Source organism: Massilia sp. CT11-108, from assembly GCF_047302915.1.
In the GTDB taxonomy this organism is placed as follows: Bacteria; Pseudomonadota; Gammaproteobacteria; order Burkholderiales; family Burkholderiaceae_D; genus Telluria; species Telluria orientalis.
The window spans coordinates 1-3,287 of record NZ_JBKYMO010000568.1 but is presented as its reverse complement, the minus strand read 5'-3'; the positions used below and the strand labels follow the sequence as shown (position 1 = coordinate 3,287).

Here is a 3,287-nt window from a genome sequence, read left to right as displayed (position 1 = left end):
CGCTGGCACGGCTGTCCGCAGGTCGTGCTGGCGCACGCCGTGCCAGCGCGCGCAGCGGGCGAACGCCGCGGCCAGGTCGCGCACGAACCGGTCGCTGATACGTACCCCGGGCTCCAGCACGAGGGATTTCAGCTCGAACACGCCGGTCTTGCGGTGCGCCTTGGCATCCACCCGGCCGACGAGCGCCCCGCGCCGCAGCAGGGGGAGCGTGAAATAGCCGTAGCGCCGTTTCTCGGCGGGCGTGTAGCACTCCAGCCGGTAGTCGAAACCGAACAGGTCGAGGGCGCGGCGGCGGTCCCAGACGATGGGGTCGAACGGCGACAGCACGCCGGTGAGCGTCGCCTGCAGCCCCCCATCGACGGCCTGCCCGAGCAGCGCCGCATTGTCGGGGTGGACGTACACGGGCTCCTTCCAGCCCTCGACGCGGGCGCGCAGCAGCAGGCCCTCGTCGGCCAGCCGCGCCGGATCGAGGTGCGGCGGCTTCGTGCGGTGATAGTCCGGAATCCAGGCCGCCTTCGCCACGCCCAGCGCGCGCACGGCGTCCAGCACGAACCGCCGCCGCGTCGCGTCGATCGACGGCATGCGCGCATCGTCCCAGCCGGGCAGCACGCGCTCCGCCAGGTCGTACACGCGGTGGAATTGCTGGCGGCGCGCGATCATCAGCCGACCCGTCGTGAACAGGACTTCCAGCGCGCGCTTTTCCGGCTTCCATGCCCACCAGCCGCCGGCCTTGCCGTCCGTGCGCTCGAAGTCGGCCGAGCGGGCCGGCCCGTTGGCGCGGATATGCGCCAGCACGCGCTCGACCTCGTCCCGGTGCGACGCCAGCCACGTCCCCGCGTATTTCCAGCCGAGCGAGCCGGGATCGACCATCCGGTGCCGGTACAGGCCATAATCCTCGATCGGAATGAAGCACGCCTCGTGGGCCCAGTACTCGAACAGCCGGCCCTCGGCCAGCAACTGGTCGAGCCAGTCCGGGTCATAGTCGCCCACGCGGCTCCACAACACGAGATACGGGCTGCGCGCGACGACGCTGATGGTGTCGATCTGCAACACGCCCATGCGGCGAATCGCGGCCAGGACATCGGCTTTGGTGGCACGGGCGCGTTTCGCCTGCAGCATGCCCTGGGCCGCAAGGTGCAGGTTTCGAGCGACAGCAGGCGTCAAAATTGGTTCATTCATCCCGGCATTCTAATGACATCTCATCAACATTTGTACAGGTCGCCGCGAAAAAGTACTGGTTTTTTTTACAGTATCTCGTCGCATGCGATATAGTTGGCGCCCTGGCTCAACCCCTGTTGCGGATTTCTTAACGACCATGCGGCTGCTGCACACATCGGACTGGCACCTCGGCCAGACCCTGCACAATTTCGACCGGACCTACGAACACCAGTGCTTCCTCGACTGGCTGCTCGACACGATCGTCGCAGAGGAAGCGGACGCCCTCTTGATCGCGGGCGACGTGTTCGACACCTCGAACCCGTCCGCCGTAGCGCAGCGCCAGCTGTACCGCTTCCTGCAGCAGGCGCGGGCACGGGCGCCGCAGCTGGACATCGTCATCATCGCCGGCAACCACGATTCGCCGGGCCGGCTGGAGGCGCCGGGGCCGCTGCTGGAAGCGCACGGCACGCGCGTCGTGGGGCACGTCGTGCGCGACGCCGCAGGCAGCATCGACCTGGAGCGTTGCATCGTGCCGCTGACCGGCAAGGACGGTGCGGTGCAAGCCTGGTGCGTCGCGATCCCGTTCCTGCGGCCACGCGCGGCGCCGGGCGACGACGCGTTCGACGCCTACCTGGCCGGTATCCGGCTGCTCTACCAGCAGGCGTACGACCTGGCCCGCGCCCGGGCCACCGGGGGCCAGGCGATCCTCGCGATGGGCCATTGCCACATGGTCGGCGGGGATGCGTCACCCGATTCCGAACGGCGCATCGTCATCGGCGGCACCGAGGCCCTGCCCGCGTCGATGTTCGGCCCGGACGTCGCCTACGCCGCGCTGGGCCACCTGCACCTGGCCCAGCGGGTCGGCCAGCAGGAGCACCTGCGCTACTCCGGCAGTCCCCTCCCCCTGTCGTTTGCCGAGGTCGGCTACAGGCACCAGGTGCTGCGCATCGACCTGGACGGCCCGCGCGCCGCCGCCATCGAACCTCTGCACGTGCCGCGCGCGGTCGAACTGCTGCGCGTGCCGGCGAGCCCGGCGCCCGTCAAGCAGGCGATCGCGGAACTGGTCGCCCTCGACCTGCCGGACCTGCCGCGCGACGTGTGGCCCTACGTGGAAGTGCGCGTGCTGCTCGACGCGCCCGAGCCGGGCCTGCGCGCGCAGGTCGAGGCGGCACTGGAAGGCAAGCCGGTGCGCCTGGCGAAGATCGAACCGACGCGCCGCGTGGTCACGACGGCCGGCGTGGAACCCGCGCTGAGCCTCGACCAGCTCGCCCAGCTGCAGCCGGACGACATCTTCCGCCGCCTGTGGCAGCAGCGCTTCGGCGAGGACGCGCCGGACGACCAGCTGGCCGCGTTCACGGAACTGCTGCTGCCGACGGATGGCACCGCCAGGAACCGGGAGGCCGCATGAAGATCCTGCGCATCGGCGGCAAGAACCTGGCCTCGCTGGCCGGCGAATTCGAAGTCGATTTCGAGAGCGAACCGCTGGTCTCGTCCGGCCTGTTCGCGATCAGCGGCCCCACCGGCGCCGGCAAGAGTACCCTGCTGGACGCCTTGTGCCTCGCGCTGTACGACGCCACGCCGCGCCTCATCAAGGGACCGCGCGTGGGCAACTACCTGCCCGACGTGGGCGACGAAACGCTGTCCGTCGCCGACCGCCGCACGCTGATGCGGCGCGGGACCGCGGACGCGTTCGCCGAAGTGGATTTCGTCGGCAACGACGAGCAGCGCTACCGGGCGCGCTGGAGCGTGCGGCGCTCGCGCAATCGCGCTGCCGGCGCCCTGCAGCCGTCCACGATGAGCCTGCAACAACTGCCCGGCCTGCAACCTCTGGGCGGCACGAAGACGGAGGTGCTGGCCGAAGTCGAACGCCGCATCGGCCTCTCGTTCGAACAGTTCACGCGCTCCGTGCTGCTGGCGCAGAACGAGTTTTCCGCCTTCCTCCGTACCGACGAGAACGAGCGTGGCGAACTGCTGGAAACGCTGACGGGCAGCGCCGTCTACAGCGATATCTCGCGCCGCGCCTTCGAACGCTGGCGCGTGGAGCAGGAAGCCATGCGCCGCCTGACGGCGCGCCTGCAGGACCAGGCGCCGCTCGGCCCGGACGCGCGCGCCGGCCTCGACGCCTGGTC

Annotated in this window: 3 protein-coding genes; 2 read left to right on the top strand and 1 reads right to left on the bottom strand. The window is 69.9% G+C overall.

All coding sequences use genetic code 11. The features are described from left to right. On the bottom strand, positions 1-1,179 hold a 1,179-nt coding region (locus ACEN88_RS27530; RefSeq protein WP_413344774.1), incomplete at its 3' end, for a winged helix-turn-helix domain-containing protein. Positions 1,180-1,315: 136 nt separating this feature from the next. Between ACEN88_RS27530 and ACEN88_RS27525 the strand changes: the two genes are divergently transcribed. After that, positions 1,316-2,566: an exonuclease SbcCD subunit D C-terminal domain-containing protein gene (locus ACEN88_RS27525; protein WP_413344773.1), complete on the top strand. Its 1,251-nt coding sequence runs from the start codon at positions 1,316-1,318 to the stop codon at positions 2,564-2,566. Beyond that, a partial coding sequence (locus ACEN88_RS27520; protein WP_413344772.1) for an AAA family ATPase occupies positions 2,563-3,287 on the top strand: 725 nt, incomplete at its 3' end. The genes ACEN88_RS27525 and ACEN88_RS27520, both read left to right, overlap by 4 nt.